Annotated in this window: 14 protein-coding genes; 7 read left to right on the top strand and 7 right to left on the bottom strand. The window is 73.1% G+C overall.

What is annotated here, in order from left to right; translation table 11 throughout:
- Positions 1-35: 35 nt before the first annotated feature.
- The gene (locus tag ACX6XY_RS23225) at positions 36-479 is read right to left on the bottom strand and encodes an NUDIX hydrolase (protein WP_460334030.1); all 444 of its coding nucleotides are present in this window, start codon (positions 477-479) and stop codon (positions 36-38) included.
- A gap of 252 nt (positions 480-731) precedes the next feature.
- On the opposite strand from ACX6XY_RS23225, the gene ACX6XY_RS23230 reads away from it, so the two are divergent.
- The 3 genes from ACX6XY_RS23230 to pepN all read left to right on the top strand — a co-directional run bounded on the left by ACX6XY_RS23230 (position 732) and on the right by pepN (position 8,066).
- Complete coding sequence (locus ACX6XY_RS23230; RefSeq protein WP_460334033.1) at positions 732-4,058, top strand: S8 family serine peptidase; 3,327 nt, start codon at positions 732-734, stop codon at positions 4,056-4,058.
- Positions 4,059-4,253: 195 nt separating this feature from the next.
- Positions 4,254-5,282, top strand: coding sequence for an aspartate-semialdehyde dehydrogenase (locus ACX6XY_RS23235; protein WP_460334036.1), 1,029 nt, complete (start codon positions 4,254-4,256; stop codon positions 5,280-5,282).
- 207 nt (positions 5,283-5,489) lie between these two features.
- A complete protein-coding gene (gene pepN, locus ACX6XY_RS23240) occupies positions 5,490-8,066 on the top strand; it encodes an aminopeptidase N (protein WP_460334040.1) in 2,577 nt (858 codons plus the stop codon).
- Positions 8,067-8,280: 214 nt separating this feature from the next.
- On the opposite strand, the gene ACX6XY_RS23245 is transcribed toward pepN, so the two are convergent.
- The 5 genes from ACX6XY_RS23245 to ACX6XY_RS23265 form a co-directional block, all read right to left on the bottom strand.
- Positions 8,281-9,207 carry a LysR family transcriptional regulator gene (locus ACX6XY_RS23245; RefSeq protein WP_460334043.1) on the bottom strand — a complete coding sequence of 309 codons (927 nt, stop codon included), beginning with the start codon at positions 9,205-9,207 and terminating at the stop codon, positions 8,281-8,283.
- Between the two features lie 18 nt (positions 9,208-9,225).
- A complete protein-coding gene (locus tag ACX6XY_RS23250; protein ID WP_460334046.1) occupies positions 9,226-10,470 on the bottom strand; it encodes a cytochrome P450 in 1,245 nt (414 codons plus the stop codon).
- A gap of 109 nt (positions 10,471-10,579) precedes the next feature.
- Positions 10,580-11,539 (bottom strand): DMT family transporter, encoded by a 960-nt coding sequence (locus tag ACX6XY_RS23255; RefSeq protein WP_460334049.1) that lies wholly within the window; start codon positions 11,537-11,539, stop codon positions 10,580-10,582.
- 224 nt (positions 11,540-11,763) lie between these two features.
- Positions 11,764-12,006, bottom strand: a complete 243-nt coding sequence (locus ACX6XY_RS23260) for a hypothetical protein (protein ID WP_460334052.1) — start codon at positions 12,004-12,006, stop codon at positions 11,764-11,766.
- An 85-nt stretch (positions 12,007-12,091) separates the two neighbouring features.
- Positions 12,092-12,373, bottom strand: a complete 282-nt coding sequence (locus ACX6XY_RS23265; protein WP_460334054.1) for a hypothetical protein — start codon at positions 12,371-12,373, stop codon at positions 12,092-12,094.
- 295 nt (positions 12,374-12,668) lie between these two features.
- Here ACX6XY_RS23265 and ACX6XY_RS23270 point away from each other — a divergent pair, with 295 nt between their 5' ends.
- From ACX6XY_RS23270 to ACX6XY_RS23285, 4 genes are all read left to right on the top strand, one after another.
- A complete protein-coding gene (locus ACX6XY_RS23270) occupies positions 12,669-15,803 on the top strand; it encodes a beta-N-acetylglucosaminidase domain-containing protein (RefSeq protein WP_460334056.1) in 3,135 nt (1,044 codons plus the stop codon).
- Between the two features lie 93 nt (positions 15,804-15,896).
- Positions 15,897-16,430 carry a PadR family transcriptional regulator gene (locus tag ACX6XY_RS23275; RefSeq protein WP_460334059.1) on the top strand — a complete coding sequence of 178 codons (534 nt, stop codon included), beginning with the start codon at positions 15,897-15,899 and terminating at the stop codon, positions 16,428-16,430.
- Positions 16,427-17,191, top strand: coding sequence for an ABC transporter ATP-binding protein (locus tag ACX6XY_RS23280; RefSeq protein WP_460334062.1), 765 nt, complete (start codon positions 16,427-16,429; stop codon positions 17,189-17,191). The genes ACX6XY_RS23275 and ACX6XY_RS23280 overlap by 4 nt, the downstream gene beginning before the upstream one ends.
- A complete protein-coding gene (locus ACX6XY_RS23285) occupies positions 17,181-18,521 on the top strand; it encodes an ABC transporter permease (RefSeq protein WP_460334065.1) in 1,341 nt (446 codons plus the stop codon). Before ACX6XY_RS23280 ends, ACX6XY_RS23285 begins: the two co-directional genes overlap by 11 nt.
- Here ACX6XY_RS23285 and ACX6XY_RS23290 read toward each other — a convergent pair.
- Complete coding sequence (locus ACX6XY_RS23290; RefSeq protein ID WP_460334068.1) at positions 18,512-19,987, bottom strand: hypothetical protein; 1,476 nt, start codon at positions 19,985-19,987, stop codon at positions 18,512-18,514. The two genes, ACX6XY_RS23285 and ACX6XY_RS23290, sit on opposite strands and share 10 nt — an antisense overlap.
- Positions 19,988-20,141: the final 154 nt, after the last annotated feature.

Below are 20,141 nucleotides of genomic sequence, written 5' to 3' on the forward strand. Positions count from 1 at the left end.
CGGGGGTGGGGCCGGTGTCCCGCCCCCGTGCTGGTTTACGTGTGGCCTGCCGGCGGGCGGGTACGCCAGAGGGTCAGGCCGATGTCCACCAGGCTGACCCTGGGCAGGCCCGGAACCGCGTCCAGTGGGTGCCAGGCCGCCAGGTCGGTTGAGCCGTGCTGCTCGGAGCGCAGCTCGCCCCCGGTGATCCGGGCCTCGTACACCAGCCGCAGTCCGTGGAAGTCGGCGAAGGCGCCGAGCTTGCGCGGATAACGGCGGCGGAGGGAGTCGACGCCGAGCAGCGTGACCGGATCGACGGTGTATCCGGTCTCTTCGGCCGCCTCCCTGATCACCGCGTCATACGGGTCCTCGCCGTGCTCCAGGCCGCCGCCGGGCAGCGTCCACCGCTTGCCGCCGTCGCGCGCGACCCAGCGTGCGAGCAGCAGCCGCCCGTCCCGTACGCACATGGCGTAGGCCGCCACCCTGAGCTCTTGGTGCACAGGTCGACGTTAGGCGTCCGGCGGGGCCCTCAGGGTGGATACCGCTGGACGCGCGCCTCATGGAAGTTGAGGTTCCGGATCCCGTGCGGATGTCCTGATTTAGGCCGCCATATCTCCTGTGGCGTATGGCGGATGTCCGCCAATCCTGTGTGTTGGCTGGGACAACTCTCCCCAAACATCGATCACTTATATAAGGGTGAGCGGTCATCTGGGTCCGAAAACCGGACCTTCTCTCTCACTTACGGGATGCAGATGACCCTCGAAACCCCCCACGCACCGATATCCGGTGCGAGACGCGCAGCCCGCATCGCGGTGTCCGCGGGTCTGGTCGCCGCACTCGCCGCGGCCGGTCCGATACCCGCCTTCGCCGCCGACGGCGCATCGGACGGCGATCCCGCGCCGGTGAAGTCCGCCGAGGACAAACTCGGCTCCGCCGACGCCGAGCGCCTCGCCGAGGCGCGGGCCAACGGCGACAAGACCGTCACCGTGATGGTGGCGACCAAGCCCGGCGCCACCGAGGAAGTGTCCAAGCAACTCGACGGCGTCAAGGGCGGCGCCGTGGGCATGACCTACGACAAGCTCGGCTATGTACGCGCCACGCTGCCCACGCCCAAGGCCGAGGGCGCGATCAAGAAGGCGGCCAAGCTCTCCAGCGTCCACGCGATCGACCTGAGCGAAGAGATCAAGCTGGACGACCCGACGCCCGGCGCCGACACCGCCGAGGGCGCGAAGAAGGGCAAGAAGGGCACGTACTCGGGGCCCGACGCGAACACCCCGGCGAAGAACCCGTACAACCCGTCCTTCGAGACCGGCGCGGTGGACTTCGTCAAGAAGAACCCGAAGGCCGACGGCCGCGGGATCACCATCGGCATCCTGGACTCCGGCGTCGACATCGACCACCCGGCGCTGCAGAAGACCACCACCGGCGAGCGCAAGATCGTCGACTGGGTCACCGCGACCGACCCGATCGTGGACGAGGACGCCACCTGGCGCCCGATGGTCACCGGCGTCTCCGGCCCCGAGTTCAGCTACGCGGGCCGCACCTGGCAGGCCCCCGAGGGCAAGTTCCGGGTCAGCAGGTTCGCCGAGTCCGCCACCGAGGGCGGCGACATGAAGGGCGACCTCAACCGCGACGGTGACACCACCGACGTGTGGGGCGTCCTCTACGACCCGGCGAAGGGCACCGTCACCGTCGACCTCGACGACGACGGCGACTTCACCGATGACAAGCCGATGAAGCCCTACAAGGACGGCTTCCAGATCGGCCACTTCGGCGAGGACGACCCGAAGACGGACGTCGTCGAGCGGATCCCGTTCGTCGTCGAGGTCCGCGAGGACGTGCCGATGGACCCGTACGGCGGCGACTGGGTCGGCAAGAAGGCCGACTTCGTCAACATCGGCGTCATCGAGGGCTCGCACGGCACGCACGTCGCGGGCATCACCGCCGCCAACTCGCTGTTCGGCGGCAAGATGAACGGCGCCGCGCCCGGCGCCAAGCTCGTCTCCTCGCGCGCCTGCACCTGGTCCGGCGGCTGCACCAGCACCGCGCTCACCGAGGGCATGATCGACCTCGTGGTCAACCGCGGCGTCGACATCGTCAACATGTCGATCGGCGGCCTGCCCGCGCTGAACGACGGCAACGACGCCCGCTCCGAGCTCTACACCCGGCTGATCGACGAGTACGGCGTCCAGCTGGTCATCTCGGCGGGCAACAGCGGCCCCGGCGCCAACACCATCGGCTCGCCCTCGCTCGCCGACAAGGTGATCTCGGTGGGCGCGTCGGTCTCCAAGGAGACCTGGGCCGCCAACTACGGCTCGGTCGTCAAGCGCAAGTACGCGATGATGCCGTTCTCCTCGCGCGGCCCGCGTGAGGACGGCGGCTTCACGCCGACCCTGAGCGCGCCCGGCGCCTCGATCAACACCATCCAGACCTGGTCGCCCGGCGAGCCGGTCGGCGAGGCGGGCTACGACCTGCCCGCCGGCTACGGCATGCTCCAGGGCACCTCGATGGCCTCGCCGCAGGCCGCGGGCGCCAGCGCGCTGCTGCTCTCCGCCGCGAAGCAGAAGAACATCGACCTCAGCCCGGCGAAGCTGCGCACCGCGCTCACCAGCACCGCGACCCACATCAAGGGCGCCCAGGCGTACGAGCAGGGCGCGGGCCTGATCAACGTCGTGAAGGCCTGGAAGTCGATCAGGTGGAGCAAGTGGGCCGCTCAGGCGCACAGCTACCAGGTCAAGGCCCCGGTCGACACCGCGCTGTCCGAGCACCTGAAGGAGCCCGGCTTCGGCGCCGGCCTGTACGACCGCGAGGGCGGCCTCAAGGTCGGCCAGACCAAGACGTACGACATCACGATCACCCGCACCACGGGCCCGAAGTACCCCGTGCTGCACCGGCTGTCGTGGAAGAACAACCACGACCGCACCTTCAAGCTGGCGCGCGTGTGGGACACCTTCGTCGCGCTGCCGCTGAACAAGCCGGTCACCGTCAAGGTGAAGGCCAAGCCCCGCTCCCACGGGATCAGCAGCGCCATCCTGAAGGTCGACGACCTGCTGACCCAGGGCGTGGACCAGCAGATCCTCACCACGGTGGTGGCCGCCGAGAAGCTGACTGAGCCCTCGTACCGGTTCTCCGCCTCGGGCACGTCCCTGCGCAACCTCACCACCTCGTACTTCGTGACGGTGCCGGAGGGCGCGAAGACCCTTGAGGTCGCGATGAGCGGGCTGAAGAAGGACGGCCAGACGCGGTTCGTCTCGCTGCACCCGTACGGCGTGCCGATGGACCCGACCGCGACGGTGTACTGCTACCCGAACTACGAGTATCCGGGCGACACCTGCCGCCCCGACCTGCGCTCCTACGCGAACCCGCAGCCGGGCGTCTGGGAGATCGAGGTCGAGTCGCGGCGCACCTCGCCGCTGCTGAAGAACCCGTACAAGCTGGATGTCACGGTCCTCGGCGTGGAGTTCGACCCGGCCGAGCTGACCCTCGACGAGGCGAAGATCGGCGCCCCGGCCCCGGTCGAGTGGAAGGGCGCCAACGGCTTCGCCCCGATCGACGGCAAGCTTGAGGGCGGCTCGCTGGGCTCGTCCGTCGAGGAGCGCCCGACCATCGAGAACCACGCCTCGCAGAAGCGCACGGTCACGATCGGCGAGGACGTCGAGCTGTTCGACATCGCCATCGGCAAGGTCTCCGACGCGTCGGCCGACCTGGACCTGGCGGTCTACCTGGACGGCAAGCTGGTCAAGCAGTCCGCGGGCGGCGACTCCGAGGAGCGGGTCACCCTGACCGAGCCCGCGGCGGGCACGTACACGGTCGAGGTCTACGCCTACGCGGTTCCGGCCGGGGAGACCGCGTACGACTACCGGGACGTGTACTACGCGCCCTCGCTCGGTGAGCTCAAGGTCGACGAGTCGGCGGCCGTGAAGCTGGCCAACGGCGAGTCCGCGCAGCTGCCCGCCGAGGTCGTGGTCGCGGGCGCCGCGCCCGAGGGCCGCAAGTTCGTCGGCGAGCTGAAGGCGCTCAACGCCCGCGGCACGGTCGCCGGGGCAGGCACCGTCAAGATCGGGAAGGTCGTCGAGTAAGGCGATCCTTCATGTCGGATCTGTTGTAGTTGATCCGGATGTGTGAGCGGGGCGGGTGCGCTATCTCACGGCCACCCGCCCCGTCCCATGCGCGGACAATGGATTGGACAAGCGCGTACCGGTCATACGCATGATGGAGCGGGACTGCCAGGTCCAGCTGGGTCACCAGTACGTCGCACGGAGTAAGGAGCCCACGTGAGGGTCGGAATCGTCGGAGCCACCGGTCAGGTCGGCACAGTCATGCGCGCCATCCTCGCTGAGCGCAAGTTCCCGGTCGACGAGCTGCGACTGTTCGCCTCCGCCCGTTCCGCGGGCAAGACCGTGGAGTGGGAGGGCACGGACATCCGCATCGAGGACGCGGCCGCCGCCGACTACTCCGGCCTGGACATCGTGCTGTTCTCGGCGGGCGGCGCCACCTCCAAGGCGCTGGCCGAGAAGGTCGCCTCGCAGGGCGCCGTCGTGATCGACAACTCCTCCGCCTGGCGCCGCCACCCCGAGGTGCCGCTGGTCGTCTCGGAGGTCAACCCGCACGCGGTGGCGAACCGCCCCAAGGGCATCATCGCCAACCCGAACTGCACCACGATGGCCGCCATGCCGGTGCTGAAGCCGCTGCACCTGGAGGCCGGTCTCACCTCCCTGGTCGTCGCGACGTACCAGGCCGTCTCCGGTTCCGGCCTGTCCGGTGTCGAGGAGCTCAGCGGCCAGGTCGAGAAGGTCGGCGCGGACGCGCCGAAGCTGACCCACGGCGGCGACGCGGTGGAGTTCCCCGCGCCGGACAACTATGTCGCGCCGATCGCGTACAACGTGCTGCCGATGGCGGGCTCCATCGTCGACGACGGCCTGAACGAGACCGACGAGGAGCAGAAGCTCCGCCACGAGTCCCGCAAGATCCTGGAGATCCCGGAGCTCAAGGTCTCCGGCACCTGCGTGCGGGTCCCGGTCTTCACCGGCCACTCCCTCCAGGTCAACGCCCGCTTCGAGCGGCCGCTGAGCCCCGAGCGGGCCACCGAGATCCTGTCCGGCGCGGACGGCGTCGTGGTCACGGACGTGCCGACGCCGCTGACCGCCGCGGGCAAGGACGAGTCCTTCGTGGGCCGCATCCGCGGCGACGAGACGGCCGACAACGGCCTCGCGCTCTTCGTCTCCAACGACAACCTCCGCAAGGGCGCGGCGCTGAACGCCGTGCAGATCGCGGAGCTGGTCGCGGCCGAGCTCAAGGGCTGACCCAGGGCTGGCCCGGTCGTCTCGGAGCATGGGGCGGGTGTTCGGTTCCTCGCGTACGGACACCCGCCCCGGCATGTTCCGGCCATGCGCGGGGGCGGCAAGCGTGAAGCGTCAGCGTGCGCGGCCCGTGGCGGGATATCCCCACGGGCCCGGCGCGGCACTCGTGGAAGGATGGTCGGCACCATCGCAACCCGAGGAGATGACCGCGTGCCCGGCACCAATCTGACCCGTGAAGAGGCGCAGCAGCGCGCGAAGCTGCTCACTGTCGACGCGTACGAGATCGATCTCGATCTGAGCGGCGCGCAGCGGGGCGGTACCTACCGGTCCGTGACCACCGTGCGCTTCGAGAGCGCCGAGGCCGGGGCCGAGACCTTCATCGACCTGGTCGCGCCGACCGTGCACGAGGTCACGCTGAACGGCGACGCGCTGGACCCCGGCGCGGTCTTCGCGGACTCCCGGATCGCTCTGGCGAACCTGCTCCAGGGCCCCAACGAGCTGACGGTCGTCGCGGACTGCGCGTACACCAACACCGGTGAGGGCCTGCACCGCTTCGTGGACCCGGTCGACGACCAGGCGTACCTGTACACCCAGTTCGAGGTGCCGGACGCCCGCCGGGTCTTCGCGTCCTTCGAGCAGCCCGACCTGAAGGCGGCCTTCCAGTTCACCGTGAAGGCCCCGGCTGGGTGGACCGTGATCTCGAACTCGCCGACGCCCGAGCCCAAGGACGACGTCTGGGCGTTCGAGCCGACCCCGCGGATCTCGTCGTACATCACGGCGCTGATCGTGGGCCCGTACCACGCGGTGCACAGCTCGTACGAGAACAAGGAGACCGGGCAGAGCGTGCCGCTGGGCATCTACTGCCGCCCCTCGCTCGCCGAGTTCCTGGACGCGGACGCGATCTTCGACGTCACCCGGCAGGGCTTCGACTGGTTCCAGGAGAAGTTCGACTACGCGTACCCGTTCAAGAAGTACGACCAGCTGTTCGTGCCCGAGTTCAACGCGGGCGCGATGGAGAACGCGGGCGCGGTCACCATCCGCGACCAGTACGTCTTCCGCTCGAAGGTGACGGACGCGGCGTACGAGGTCCGCGCCGAGACCATCCTGCACGAGCTGGCGCACATGTGGTTCGGCGACCTGGTCACCATGGAGTGGTGGAACGACCTGTGGCTGAACGAGTCGTTCGCGACGTACACCTCGATCGCCTGCCAGGCGTACGCGCCGGACTCGAAGTGGCCGCACTCCTGGACCACGTTCGCCAACTCCATGAAGACCTGGGCCTACCGGCAGGACCAGCTGCCGTCCACGCACCCGATCATGGCCGAGATCCGTGACCTGGACGACGTGCTGGTGAACTTCGACGGCATCACGTACGCCAAGGGCGCGTCGGTGCTGAAGCAGCTGGTGGCGTATGTCGGGATGGACGAGTTCTTCCGGGGTGTGCAGGCGTACTTCAAGGCGCACGCCTTCGGCAACACCCAGCTGTCCGACCTGCTGGGCGCGCTGGAGGAGACCAGCGGCCGGGATCTGAAGACCTGGTCGAAGGCGTGGCTGGAGACCGCGGGCATCAACGTGCTGCGCCCGGAGATCGAGACGGACGCGTCCGGTGTCGTCACCTCGTTCGCGGTGCGCCAGGAGGCCCCGGCGCTGCCCGAGGGCGCCAAGGGCGCGCCGACGCTGCGTCCGCACCGCATCGCGATCGGCCTGTACGACCTGGACGACGCGTCCGGGAAGCTGATGCGGGAGGAGCGGATCGAGCTGGACGTGGAGGGCGCGCTCACCGCCGTACCGCAGCTCGTCGGCAGGAAGCGCCCGGCCGTGGTGCTGCTCAACGACGACGACCTGTCGTACGCCAAGGTGCGCCTTGACGCCGAGTCGCTGCGGTACGTCACCGAGCACTTGGGCGACTTCGAGGCGTCGCTGCCGCGCGCGCTGTGCTGGGCGTCGGCCTGGGACATGACCCGCGACGGCGAGCTGGCCGCCCGCGACTACCTGAACCTGGTGCTGTCCGGCATCGGCAAGGAGTCGGACATCGGCGTGGTGCAGTCGCTGCACCGGCAGGTGAAGCTGGCCCTGGACCTGTACGCGGCGCCGGACTTCCGCGCCGAGGGGCTCGCGCGCTGGACCGACGCGGCGCTGGAGCATCTGCGGGCCGCCGACGCGGGCAGCGACCACCAGCTGGCCTGGGCCCGCGCGTTCGCCGCGACGGCCCGTACGGAGTCCCAGCTGGACCTGCTGGCGGGGCTGCTCGACGGCGCCGAGTCCGTCGAGGGCCTGGCCGTCGACACCGAGCTGCGCTGGGCGTTCGTACAGCGGCTCGCGGCGACCGGGCGGATCGGTGAGAAGGAGATCGCCGCCGAGTACGAGCGGGACCGCACCGCGGCGGGTGAGCGGCACGCGGCCACCGCGCGGGCGGCCCGGCCGACCGCGGAGGCGAAGGCGGAGGCCTGGGCCTCGGTCGTCGAGTCCGACCAGCTGCCGAACGCCGTGCAGGAGGCGGTGATCAGCGGGTTCGTCCAGACCGACCAGCGGGAGCTGCTCGCCCCGTACACGGAGAAGTTCTTCGCGGCGGTCAAGGGCGTCTGGGAGTCGCGCTCGCACGAGATGGCGCAGCAGATCGCGGTCGGGCTCTACCCGACGCTCCAGGTCTCGCGGCAGACGCTGGACGCCACGGACGCCTGGCTGACGGCGGCCGAGCCGAGCGCGGCGCTGCGGCGGCTGATCTCGGAGTCCCGCTCGGGCGTGGAGCGCGCGCTCCGCGCCCAGGCGGCGGACGCGGCGGCGTAGCCGTCCCCTCCCGTCCCACCGTTGTGGGCATACGTTCCGCAGGGCGGAACGGGTGGGCACAACCCCCCCGACCCCGGTCAGCCGTCCCGACAGGGCCCGTAGGGCGTCCCCCTCCCCGCAGGGCGTCCCCCTCCCCGGAGGGGGACACGGGGCAACCCGTGAAACCAGGGGGGCCGCCGGGACGGTGGTCGCCGGTGGCCAGACCGGCAGGTCGCTACGCGCCGGTGACGGCGCTGTCCGCCGTGTGCGCCTCCGCCGCCGCGCGCAGCGCGGTCAGTACTCGGGCCACCGCGGGGGCCGCCTCCGCGCCGCTGCGGACCGCGGCCACCACGTGGCGGCGCGGCTGTTCCCCGGCCAGCACGCACATCGCGACGCCCGCCCGCCGCGCCGCCGCCATGCGCGGCACCAGCGCGACGCCCATGCCCGCCTCGACCATGGCCAGGATCGCCGTCCACCCGGCCGCGCTGTGCGCCTGTTCCGGTACGAACCCGGCGGCCTCGCACGCGGTCGTGGTGATCTCCGACCAGGGTCCGCTGCCGCCGAAGATCCACCGCTCCCCGGCGAGGTCCGCGAGCCGTACCGTCGTCTCCGCCGCCATCGGGTGGTCCACCGGCAGCGCGACGTCCAGCGGGTCGGCCAGCAGCGGCACCCGGCTCGTCCTCGGGTCCCGCGCGGTCGGCGCGTGCGCGGCCAGCGACAGGGCCACGTCGACCTCGCCGCCGGACAGCAGCGCGTACGCCTGGGCCGCCTCGGCCTCCCGTACCCGTACCTCCAGCGTGGGCGCCGTCGCCCGCAGGGCGCGTACGGCCGGTACGACGAGCGCGGGCACAGCCGTCGAGAACGCTCCGATCCGCACCTCCCCGGCCTCTCCGCGCGCATAGCCCGCGAGCTCCGCGTCGGCGCGCTCCAGCTGGGCGAAGACCGCCTCGGCGTGCCGGAGTACGAGGTGGGCGGCGTCCGTCAGCCGCACCCGCCGCCCCTGCGCCTCCAGGAGGGTGACGCCCAGCTGCCTGGCCAGGTTGGTCAGTTGCTGGGACACCGCGGACGGGGTCATCGACAGCGCTTCGGCGGTCGCGGTCACCGTCTCCCGCTCGTTCAGCGTGCGCAGGATCCGGAGCTTCCTGACGTCCCATTCGGTCATGCGGCGCAACGTATCCCGTCAGCCCGAAGCCGACACGAGCAGCGTCTTCGGGCCGCGTACCAGCAGACCCGGCCGGTACGGGATGTCGTCGACGGCGTCGGCGTCGGCGAGGCCGAGCCCCGGCAGCGCGTCGAACAGCAGCGGCAGCGCGACCGTGGCCTCCAGGCGGGCCAGCCGCGCCCCCAGGCACACATGCGCGCCGTGCCCGAACGCCACATGCCCGGCCGCCCGGCCCGCGCCGCTCAGATAGCGCGCGGGCCGGAACGCGTCCGGTGCGTCGAAGTGCTCGGGGTCGCGGCTGGCCGCGGCCAGGACCACCAGAACCGACTCGCCCGCCGGTACGACCGTCCCCGCGCCGAGATCCACGTCCTCGGTGGTGCGCCGCCAGGTGGCGCCCTCCAGGGGGCTGGCGTGCCGCAGCGTCTCCTCCACCACGGCGTCCCAGCGCCGCGCGCCGCCGTGCCGCGCCGCGGCGAGCTCCTCCGGGTGCGTGATCAGCAGCAGCGCGGCGGACGAGAGGAGGTTCATCGTCGTCTCGTAACCGGCGAACAGCAGCAGGAACGCCAGCGCCAGCAGCTCGCCGTCGTCGAGCGCGCCCTCCCGCTCCTCGTGCACCAGCGCGCTGAACAGGTCGTCGCCCGGATCCCGCCGCTTGTCGGCGATCAGCGTGCGGAAGTAGCCGTACAGGCTGCCCCAGGCCTCCTCCGCCTCGCCCGGTGCGAGCGAGTCCGCGGGCGACCCCACGCGGTACGTCCACTCGCGCAGGTCCGTGCGGTCCGCCTCGGGTATGCCGAGCAGCTCGGCGATCACCAGCACCGGCAGCGGAAACGCGAACGCGTCGACCAGATCGGCCGCCCCGTCCCGCTCGACGCGCGCCCGTGCGTCCGCTGCCAGCGGCCCGACCAGTGCCTCGATCCGCGGCCGCAGCGCGTCCACCCGGCGCGGGGTGAAGGCCCCGGTCACCAGGCGGCGCAGGCGGTGGTGGTCGGGGTCGTCGAGGTTGAGCATGTGCCGCGCCAGGCAGGCGCGGGCCCGCTCGGCCGCCGAGTCGGGCTTGGGGCGGCCCGCGCGGGGCGCCGGGACGTTGGAGAACCGCGGGTCGGCCAGGACCGTGCGCGCGGTCTGGTAGCCGGTCACCAGCCAGGCGTGCGTGCCGTTGGCCAGCGGGGTGCGCACGGCCGGGCCCTGGGCGCGCAGCCGCGCGTAGTACGGGTACGGGTCGCGGGCGAAGGCGGGGGCGGCGGGGTCCAGGAGCTCAGGCACGCGGCCATCCTCGCGCACGCCGGTTCCGGGGCGCATGGCCGCCCCCGGCCAGCCCTCGCGGCCCGGCTCTGTGGGGATCCCACAGAGCCGGGCCGCGAGGGGCGGGGCGTCAGCGGGTGCGGGCCGAGGCCAGGATGACGCCGACGAGGATCAGGGCCATGCAGAACAGCTGCGTCGGGCCGGTCGGCTCGCCGAGTACGGCGAAGGACAGGGCCGCGACGCAGACCGGCTGCAGGTAGTAGACGGCCCCGGCGCGGGCCGCGCCGACCAGCGAGATCGCCTTGTTCCAGGCGAAGAACGCGACGGCGGACGAGGCGACGCCGACGTACAGCAGGGGCCCCGCCGTGCCCGCGCCGATCGTGAAGCCGCCCTGTACGGCGAGGCTCACGCCGTACAGGGGGGCCAGCAGCAGGGCGCCGAGCGCGAACGTGGTGAACAGGAAGGCCAGCCCGCCGATCTCCGCGGGCTTACGGCGCAGCAGCACGCTGTACGAGGCGAACGACAGCGCGGCGGCCAGCATCCACAGATCCCCGGTGGTGAGGTCCATCGCCAGCGAGCCCTTGCTGACCAGCAGCAGCACCCCGGCGCAGGCGATCAGCGTGCCGAGCGCGCGCCGGGCCCCGAGCCGGGCGCCGCCGAGTCGTTCGTACAGGGCCATCAGGACCGGCGAAGCGGCCATGATCATGCCCATGTTCCCGGCCGATGTGGTGACTCCGGCCTGGTTGACCAGGGTGTTGTACGTGGTGACGCCGAGGAGTGAGGCGAGCAGGAGGTAGCGGGCGTGGCGGCGGAGCAGGTCGCGCTGACGCCAGGCGGCGCGGGCCGCGAAGGGCGCCACGGCGGTCAGCGCGATGATCCAGCGCCAGAAGGCGTGCTGGACGGGCGGGACGGTCTCGGCGAGCGCGCGGGAGGTGACGAAGCTGCCGGACCAGACGACGGTGGCGACCGCCGCGAGCACGAGCCCTACGCCGAGGCCGGTGGCCCCGCCGTGCTTCTTCGGCGTGTCCGTGGTGCTCGGGGCCGGGGTGGGCGTGGGCCGGTGGGTGCGTGCTCGGTCCAGGATCGCCACTGAGTATCTCCTGCCTTCTCCCCGGTAGGGGGACGCTGTTCGGTTGACGCCCTCTACCGTTCCAGCCTCTCTGTCATTAGGTCTATCGAAAACTTTCGATGTATTCGTTCAGGTGAACTGAACAATGTGCGGCCGGACACGAAAACGCCGAGGGCGCCCCTCACTCAGGAGGGGCGCCCTCGGCGCGAAACGGATGGGTGCGGGCCGTCAGCCCCGCTGGGCGGTCAGCCCTGCTTCCGCGTCCGGTCCTTCGACTTGTCGCCGACCATCACCAGGCCCGCGATCAGCAGAAAGAGCCCGATCGGCGCCGCGACATACAGGCCGAGGGTGTCCAGCACGCTCAGCTTGGGACCCGGATCGTCGCCGTCGTCGCGGGTCAGCGCGAGCGCGGGGGACGACATGAGCAGCATCATCAGCGTCGTACCGGCTGCTACGGCGCCGGCGCGCAGGGCATTCTTCTTGTCCACGGTGCCAACGTAGCGAACGCGTCGACGGGCCGCGCGGCCGGGGTGCCGTTCGGGGGCCCAGGGCGGCCGAAGGAGGTCTGCGGGCCTAGTACGCCGAGGGGTCCAGGCCGGAGGCGGCGCCGGTGGCGGTGCCGGTGGCGGTGGGTTCGCTGGTGAGCGGCGCGGCGTCGGCCAGCGGCGGCTCACTGGTGAGGGGTGCGGCGTCGGCGAGCGGCGGCTCGCTGGTCAGCGGTGGCTCCAGGCAGCCGCAGGAGCAGGAGCCGAGCAGTCCTGAGTCGGGGTCGGAGACGAGCGACAGGTCGGGCAGGTCACGCGTCTCCGGGCGTTTGGAGAGGGCGTCGAGCAGAAGGTACGCGGCTGTGGCCACGGTGGGCCTCCTCGGGTGCGATGGTGTCAGGTTCCCTGTTCCACGCGGGCCCTTACCCACTGGATCGCTCCCCATTCGGGCTGTGTGGTGCTGCTCACATCCCGCCCGGCGTGCCGGAGTCGCCTCTCGGCCACCTCGTCCGGCCGTGTCGGCCGTCCGTCACACGCATGATCAACTGGGAGACAACGCGGGACACATCGGTCACGCGCATTGACACTCTCACCGCCGCGGTGGTGGGCTCGGCTCACCCCCTGAACCCCCGTGGCGGGGTCTGACGCAGAAGGGCAGGGAAGCCGTGCAGCTCCGGCGCAGTAAGGGGGCCGCGGCCCTCGCGGCCGCCGTCATCAGCGGTCTGCTCGGCACCGCCCCCGGCGCGCTCGCGGCCCCGTCGGACCCGGCGGCCCCCACGCCCTCAGCGTCTCCCGCGGCCGACGCGGCGGACCAGAAGCCCGGCGGGCGAACGGGCCCGAAAACGACCCGCGAGAGCGCCGAGAACGTCCCCGCGGTGTGGCCGAAACCACACTCCATCCGGGCGTCGGGCGGACCCGCGCTCCCGGTCGGCGACGAGGTGTTCCTGCTCGCCGACGACGGCGCCGACCCGTACGCGATCGACGCGCTCCGCGAGCTGCTGCGCGCCGCGGGCGCGCGCGAGGTCACCGAGCTGTCCGCCGCGGACCCGCTGCCCGACGGCGGCCTGCTGGTCCGCGCGGGCGGCGAGCCGTCGGGGCAGCCGCCGCGCCTCGTCGCGGGCCTCCCCGCGCCCGACGAGGACTCCGACACCGAGCGCGCCCTGCGCGCGCTCAAGGGCCCGAAGCGCGCGGACCTGCCCCCCGGCGGCTACCGCATCGCCACCGGCCGGATCGACGGCCGGGACACGGTCGTACTCGCCGGTGTCGGCGACGACGGACTGTTCCACTCCGTGCAGACCCTGCGCCAGTTGATCGGCGACTCGGCGGCGGTGCCCGGCGTCCTGGTCCGCGACTGGCCCACCACGCGCGAACGCGGTCTGGCCGAGGGCTTCTACGGCACCCCGTGGACCCGTGAACAGCGCCTGGCCCAGCTCGACTTCATGGGGCGCACCAAGCAGAACCGCTATCTCTACGCCCCCGGCGACGACCCGTACCGGCAGTCCCGCTGGCGCGAGCCGTACCCGGCCGAGCGGCGCGCCGAGTTCCGGGCGCTGGCCGAGCGCGCCCGGCGCAACCATGTGACGCTCGCCTGGGCGGTGGCGCCGGGCCAGGCGATGTGTCTGTCGTCCGACCGCGACGTCAAGGCGCTGAACCGGAAGCTGGACGCGATGTGGGCGCTCGGGGTGCGCGCCTTCCAACTCCAGTTCCAGGACGTCTCGTACACCGAGTGGCACTGCGCCGCCGACCGCGAGACCTTCGGCTCGGGCCCGGAGGCGGCGGCCGCCGCGCACGCCGAGGTCGCGGGCAAGGTGGCCGGGCATCTGGCGGAGCGCTACGGCAAGGCGGGGACGCTGTCGCTGCTGCCGACCGAGCACTACCAGGAGGGCTCGACCGCGTACCGCACAACGCTGGCGGAGAAGCTGGACGCGGGCGTCATGGTCGCCTGGACGGGCGTCGGCGTGGTGCCGAAGACCATCACGGGCCGTGAAATGGCCGGTGCGCGCGAGGCGTTCGGGCATCTGCTGGTCACCATGGACAACTTCTCGGTCAACGACTACGCCCAGGACCGGCTCTTCCTCGGCCCCTACCAGGGCCGGGAGCCCGCCGTGGCCGCGGGTTCGACGGCGCTGCTCGCCAACGCCATGGAGCAGGCGACGGCCGCGCGGATCCCGCTGTTCACGGCCGCGGACTACGCCTGGAACCCCAAGCGGTACCGCCCGCAGGAGTCCTGGCGGGCGGCCGTCGACGACCTGGCCGCCACGACGGCGGCCGACGCGCCGCGGTCCGGAGCCGAGACCGGAGCCGGGGCTGGGGCTGGGGCCGGGGCCGGGGCGCCGCAGATCCGCGAGGCCGTGGCGGCGCTCGCGGGCAACACCGCGTCCTCCGTGCTCGGCAACGCGGAGTCGGCGTATCTGCGCCCGCTGATGGACGGCTTCCTCGCGGCGCGCGGCAGCGGCGACCAGCGGCGCGTGGACGCCGCGGCGAAACGCCTGCGGCACGCCTTCACCGTGCTGCGGGAGTCCCCTCAGCGCCTCGCGGGCACCCCGCTCGGGGCCGAAGCCGGGCCCTGGCTGGCGCAGTTGGCGCGGTACGGCACCGCGGGCGAGTACGCCGTGGACCTGCTGCACGCCCAGTCGCGCGGCGAAGGGGCCGCGGCCTGGACCGCGGGGCGCAGGCTCAAGGCGGCGCGCGCCGAGGCGGCGAAGGGCCGCGCCACGGTCGGCAAGGACGTACTCGACCCCTTCCTGGACCGGGTCCAGAAGGAGGCCGCGGCCTGGACGGGCGCGAGCCACCGGGCCGCGAAGCCCGAGCGCGACGACGACTCCTCGTACACCGTGCGCATCCCCTCGCCGCGCCCCCTGGACGCGGTGACCGCCATGGGCCAGCCCGGCGCCGCCGGCGCGGTCGAGGCCCATGTGCCCGGCGAGGGCTGGCGGCGGCTGGGCGAACTCGCCCCCAGCGGCTGGACGGAGACCGACGCCCGCGGGCTGCGCGCCGACGCGGTACGGGTCACCTGGCAGGGCAAGCCGGGCGCGGCGGGCATGATCGAGCGTCTTGTGCCGTGGTTCGCGGACGTCCCGGACGCGGAGTTCCGGCTGCCGCGCGCCGAGACGGACGCCGAGATCGGCGGACGGCCGCAGCGGGTGACGGCGAAGCTCAGCTCGCCGCGCCGCGCCGGGGCGGACGGCGAGCTGACCGCGAAGGCCCCCGAGGGCATCACGGTGCGCACGCCCGAGAAGTCCGTGCTCCCGCGCGGCACGGACGTCGACGTGCCCGTCGAGATCACCGTGCCCAAGGACACCCCGGCGGGCGAGTACCGGGTCCCCCTCACCTTCGGCGACCAGACCCACACCCTGACCGTACGGGCCTTCCCGCGCGCGTCGGGTCCCGACCTGGCCCGCGGCGCGCGGGCCACGTCGTCGGCCGACGAGACCCCGGACTTCCCGGCGGCGGGCGCCAACGACACCGATCCGGCGACCCGTTGGTCGTCCCCGGTCAAGGACGACTCCTGGTGGCAGGTGGAGCTCGACGAGCCGGTGCGCCTGGGCCAGGTGACCCTGCACTGGCAGGAGGCCTACGCGAAGGCGTACCGCGTCCAGGTGTCCGCCGACGGCAAGACCTGGCGTACGGCGGCGACGGTCAAGGACAGCAGGGGCGGCCACGAGACGGTCCGGATGGACGCGCCCGGCACCCGCTTCATCCGCGTCCAGGGCGACCAGCGGGCCACGCAGTACGGCTACTCGCTGTGGTCCGTGAAGGCGTACGCGGTACGGGAGGACCCCGAACCCGAGGACCGGTGAGACCGCCCGGCTGACACGCGGGTGCGACCGGCGGCCCGCCGTCGGCCCACCCACTATTCACTCAGTACATGTACGTAGTGCATAGTGGTCGTCATGAGCACCCGCCATGTCCTGCTCGGACTGCTCGCCACCGACCCCGGTCACGGCTACGACCTCAAGCGACGGCACGACGAACGCTTCCCACAGGCCCGCCCGCTGGCATACGGGCAGGTCTACACGACCCTGCAGCGCCTTGTGCGCGACGGCCTCGCCGAGGTCGACGGCACCGAGGCCGACGGCGGCCCGGAGCGCACGCGGTACCGCGCCACCGCCGAAGGCGAGCGTGAACTCGCCGACTGGCTGGGGCGAGTCGCCCCGCCCGCGCCCTTCGTGACCAACGAGATCTTCGCCAAGGTCGTGGTCGCGATCCTCACCTCCGGCGCCGACCCCGCCGCGTACCTCCGCGACCAACGCGCCGCGCACAAGGCGCGGATGCGCGAGCTGACCGCCGTCAAGGCGGTGCCCGGCGCGGACCTGGCGACGGTCCTGTCGGCCGACTACGCGCTCCAGCACCTCGACGCCGACCTGCGCTGGATGCACTCCACCGCGGGACGGCTCACCGCTCTCACCCAGGAGATCACCGCATGAGTACGCAGCAGTCGGCGCCGCTGATCGCGGCGCGCGACCTCACCAAGTCCTACGGCCGAACCGGCGCGCTGCGCGGCGCGTCGGTCGAGCTGGCCGCGGGCGAGATCCTCGCCGTCACGGGCGCCAGCGGCAGCGGCAAGTCGACGCTGCTGCACTGCCTCGCGGGGATCGTCACACCGGACCAGGGCACGGTCGTCTACGAGCGGCGCAGGGTGGATCAGCTGTCCGAGGCGGACCGCACGCTGTTGCGCCGTACCGACTTCGGGGTGGTCTTCCAGTTCGGGCAGCTGATCCCGGAGCTGACGGCGCTCGACAACGTCGCGCTGCCGCTGCTGCTGGCCGGGACCGCGCGGGCGGCGGCCCGTGCGCGGGCCGACGCGTGGCTGGAGCGCTTCGGGGTGCGGGGCCAGGCGGAGCTGCGGCCCGGCGAGTTGAGCGGCGGGCAGGGGCAACGGGTCGCGCTGGCGCGGGCGTTGGTGACGGAGCCGAAGGCCGTGTTCGCGGACGAGCCGACCGGCGCGCTCGACTCGCTCGCCGGTGAGCAGGTGATGACCGCGCTGGTGCACACGGCCCGCGAGGCGGGTACGTCCGTCCTGCTGGTCACCCATGACGCGCAGACCGCCGCCTACGCGGACCGCGAGGTCGAACTGCGCGACGGCGCCGTGACCGAGGCGCCACCGGCCGCTGGGACGCCACAGGCCGCCGAGGCGTCCCAGGCGGCCGAGACGTCCCGGATGACGGAGGCGGGCCATGAGGGCTGACGCCGCACTCGCCTGGGCCCTGCTGCGCGGCTCGGACCGCCGCGAGTGGTGGCGGATCGCGCTGACCGCGCTCGGGGCGCTGCTCGCCACGCTGCTGGCGCTCGGGGCGGTCACCGTGGTCACCGTCACCGGCTACACCAGGGTCCCGTACGGCAACGGCCTGCTGGACGAGCCGGGCACCCGGCGCGGAGTGGCCGTGGCCCTGCTGGGGCTGCTCGTTCCGCTCCTCGGCTTCCTCGGCCAGTGCGCCCGCCTCGGCGCCGTCCACCGCGACCGGCGACTGGCCGGGCTGCGGCTCGCCGGGGCGACGCCGGTCCAGGTGCGGCGGATCGCCGCGCTGGAGTCCGGTCTCGCCTGCCTGGCAGGCGCGGCGCTCGGGCTGGGCGGCTTCCTGGCACTGCTCCTTACGACCGGCCAAGGCGCGCGCCCGCCGCTGGCCTGGCTGGGCTACGCCCTGGTCGTGGCAGGCGTACCGGTGCTCGCCGTGGCGGTCAGCGGGCTGGCGCTGCGCCGGGTCGTGGCGTCGCCGCTCGGCTCGGTACGCCGGGTCCGCCCCGAGAAGCCCCGCACCGGGATGGCGTTCACGGCCGCCGGGATGCTGGCGACCGGCGCGGCGGCGACGGTGCTGCTCGCCGCCAGACGCCCCGCGGAGGAAGCGCTCGTCCCGTTCGCGTTCGTCGGGGCGCTCTCGCTGTCCGGCCTCGCCGCGGTGAGCGTCGCGGGCGCCAGCGCGAAGTTCCTCGGCGACCGCCTCGCCGACTCCGCCCGCCCCGCGGTGCTGATCGCGGCGGGCCGCCTGCGGCTGGACCCGTGGGCGGCGTCCCGCACCCATGCCTCCGTGCTCCTGATGACGGTGGCCGCGGTCGGCTTCACCGGGATGTGGCAGCTGACCCGCGCCGAGCTCGCGGCCGGTGCGTCCTGGGGCGCGAACGCCGACTACTACCTGGGCGGATATCACCTCGCGGGCGTCGCCGTCCTCGTCGGGATCGCCCTCAGCCTGGGCGCCCTGGCGGTCGGCGCCGCCGAGTCCCTGGCCGCCCGGCGCCGCGCGCTCGCCGCCCAGGCCGCCGCGGGGGTGCCCCAGTCGGTGCTGCGCCGCGCCGTGCTCCTGGAGTCCGCGCTGCCGCTGGCGCCCGCGGTCCTGCTCGCCGGGGTCGGCGGCATGGGCCTGTACGCGGCGTACGCCTCGCTGACGGCCGACGTCCGCATGCCGCTCCTGCTGCCCCTGCTGACCCCGTTCCTGGTGTACGCCGCCTGCCTGCTGGCCACGGCCGCCACCCTGCCGCTGCTGCGCCGCGCGGTACGCCCCGCCGAACTCCGCTACGAGTAGGGGCCGTCCGGCCGCAGCAGCACCGCCCACGAGCCGCTGTACGTGTCGGGGACCGGGACCCGCCGCCAGTCTCGGGCCCAGGCGGGCGGCTCGCGGTCGCGGAGTACCAGGGCGTCGAGGCGGCGCTGCGCCGGCCAGCGGACGCCGTCGCAGCCCGCCGTGTGCCCGATGGGGACCGCCGCCCGATTGGCCTTGATCACGCAGGGCTCCCGTACCCCGTGCGCGTGCAGCACATCGGCGATCCGGACCCAGTCGCCGCGGGCCCCGGCCTGGATCCCGGCGTGCCCGCGGGCCATCAGGAGCTGCGCCGCGAGATGGGCCGCCAGCAGCAGGGCCAGCGCCGCCGACGCCCAGGCGGCGCGGCGCGGGCGGCGCGGGCGACGCTCCCACAGCTCCAGCGCGCCATGCGCGGCGGGCACCGTCAGCAGTGCGTACGCGGGCAGCAGGAAGCGCGGGGCCGCGTAGTCGACGAGGAAGAGATACGTGCCCGCCGCGCACGCCGCCACCGCGAGCGACAGCCACAGCTCACCGGCCGGTCGCCGCCCGCGCCGGGCGGTCCACAGCGCGACCGCGGCCAGCACCAGCAGCACCAGCCACCAGCCCGCCACCTGCCAGCCCGGACCCGGCCCGAGGTCCGTGCCGCAGGGACGGCACAGCAACGGCCCGTCGAGCGCGCCCAGATACTCCGGCAGCGTGAAGGTGGGGCGCATCCCGCCCTGGATCTCCTCGGCCCGCGCGAGCCGCTCCCGCACCCCGCCGAAGCGCGCGTACGCCTCGACCGCCCACGGCAGCAGCCCGGCCGCCAGCCCCAGGAGCACCGCGCCGACCCGCTCCGGGCGCCGCCATCGCCGTACGAGCACGGCCGCGAGCAGCAGCGGCAGCGCGATCGCCGCCGCGTCGTTGGGCCGCATCAGGGCGGCGGCCGCGAGCGCGCCCGCCAGCAGGGCCGGGGTGAGCCGGGACCGCGAGGGCGAGACGAAGCAGCCGACCGCGGCGACCGCGGCCATGGCGGTGTAGTGGTTGGGCATCGCCGCACCGGCGTAGAACAGCACGATCCACAGGCTCGTGTACGCCGCTGCCGCCACCGGCGCCACGGCGGGCCGCCGCGCCGCCCGCAGCCAGGGCCGGAACCCGAGGTACAGCGCGAGCGCCGCGAGCAGCGTCAGCCAGGCCCGCAGCAGTACCGTCGAGTCGCTCCAGGACGCCACCGGCGCGACGAGCACCGGCACGCCCCGGCTGCGCGGCGCGCTGAACTCGGTGACAGGACCGTACGGCCCGAACCGGCTGGCGTAGACGATCTCGTCCCAGCCCAGCGCGAGGCCCAGCGGGACGGCGGCCAGCGACAGCGCGACGAAGGCCGCGCAGACCCCGGCCAGCGCCCGGTGCGCCGCCGCCCGCCGGTCACACCCGGCCGTGCCGTCCGGCACGGCCGGGTCCCGTCGCTCCCCCACGTTCACCTGGCTCACCACGCCATTAGGCCAGCGATAACGGGGGAAACGCAGCTTGAAGCACCTCAAAGAGGTGATAAGTCTCAAACAGGACTAATCATGGCGATAACGGCTCCCTCGCGCCACGCCCGCCCGCCTCACACCCGTCCCCACGCCCGTCTGCCCCGCGGAG

The organism is Streptomyces sp. O3, assembly GCF_054788135.1.

Excerpts from the sequence above, each read along its gene's own strand:
- ACX6XY_RS23230 (WP_460334033.1), top strand. The coding sequence starts at position 732 with ATGACCCTCGAAACCCCCCACGCACCGATATCCGGTGCGAGACGCGCA.
- ACX6XY_RS23245 (WP_460334043.1), bottom strand. The coding sequence starts at position 9,207 with ATGACCGAATGGGACGTCAGGAAGCTCCGGATCCTGCGCACGCTGAAC.
- ACX6XY_RS23275 (WP_460334059.1), top strand. The coding sequence starts at position 15,897 with ATGAGCACCCGCCATGTCCTGCTCGGACTGCTCGCCACCGACCCCGGT.
- ACX6XY_RS23280 (WP_460334062.1), top strand. The coding sequence starts at position 16,427 with ATGAGTACGCAGCAGTCGGCGCCGCTGATCGCGGCGCGCGACCTCACC.
- ACX6XY_RS23285 (WP_460334065.1), top strand. The coding sequence starts at position 17,181 with ATGAGGGCTGACGCCGCACTCGCCTGGGCCCTGCTGCGCGGCTCGGAC.